This is a genomic window from Nocardia lijiangensis NBRC 108240, assembly GCF_001613045.1.
In the GTDB taxonomy this organism is placed as follows: domain Bacteria; phylum Actinomycetota; class Actinomycetes; order Mycobacteriales; family Mycobacteriaceae; genus Nocardia; species Nocardia lijiangensis.
Window position 1 is genome coordinate 1 of the sequence record NZ_BDBP01000214.1, and the last position, 1,166, is coordinate 1,166.

Genomic DNA, 1,166 nt, shown 5'->3' on the forward strand with positions numbered 1-1,166 from the left:
TTCGGGTCGACGAGGGTGGAGGTGTCGCCGAGTTCGCGGCCTTCGGCGACGTCGCGTAGGAGGCGGCGCATGATTTTGCCGCTGCGGGTTTTGGGGAGTTCGGGGACGATGTGGATTTCGCGTGGTTTGGCGATGGGGCTGATTTCGCGGGCGACTTCGGTTTTGAGTTCGTCGATGAGTGTGGTGCCGGTGTTGGTGGTTTCGGCGGTGAGGATGACGAAGGCGACGATGCCTTGGCCGGTGGTGGTGTCGGTGGCGCCGACGACGGCGGCTTCGGCGACGCCGGAGTGTCCGACGAGGGCGGATTCGACTTCGGCGGTGGAGATGCGGTGGCCGGAGACGTTCATGACGTCGTCGACGCGGCCGAGTACCCACAGGTCGCCGTCGGTGTCGAGTTTGGCGCCGTCACCTGCGAAGTACCAGCCCTGTTCGGCGTAGCGTTCCCAGTAGGTGGTCTTGAACCGTTCCATGTCGCCCCAGATGCCGCGCAGCATGGACGGCCATGGCTGGTCGAGCACCAGGTAGCCGTTGGCTTCGGTTTCCCCGCGTTGCACGGGCTTGCCTTCTTCGTCGACGACTTGGGCGGAGATGCCGGGCAGCGGTGTCATGGCTGCGCCGGGTTTGGCGGTGGTGACGCCGGGCAGTGGGGAGATCATGATGGCGCCGGTTTCGGTCTGCCACCAGGTGTCCACGATCGGTGTCCGGTTGGCGCCGACGACCTCGCGATACCAGCGCCAGGCTTCGGGATTGATCGGCTCACCGACGCTGCCGAGCAGCCGGATGCTGGACAGGTCGTGTGCGGCGGGGATGTCGCGTCCCCATTTCATGAAGGTGCGCACCAGGGTGGGGGCGGTGTAATAGATGGTGACGCCGTATTTTTCGATGATTTGCCAGTGGCGGTGTTCGTCGGGGTAGTTGGGGGTGCCTTCGTAGACGACTTGGGTGGCGCGGTTGGACAGGGGTCCGTAGACGATGTAGCTGTGTCCGGTGACCCAGCCGATGTCGGCGGTGCACCAGTAGATGTCTTGTCCGGGTTTGTGGTCGAAGACGTAGTGGTGGGTGTAGGAGGTTTGGGTGAGGTAGCCGCCGGTGGTGTGCAGGATGCCTTTGGGTTTTCCGGTGGTGCCGGAGGTGTAGAGGATGAACAGGGGGTGCTCGGCGTCGAA

At 64.2% G+C, this 1,166-nt stretch carries 1 protein-coding gene; it reads right to left on the reverse strand.

Features of this window, described 5'->3' with window-relative positions; genetic code table 11:
• Positions 1–1,166, reverse strand: a 1,166-nt coding sequence (locus NL1_RS35960) for an acetate--CoA ligase (RefSeq protein ID WP_156095224.1), incomplete at both ends; no start/stop codon positions are given.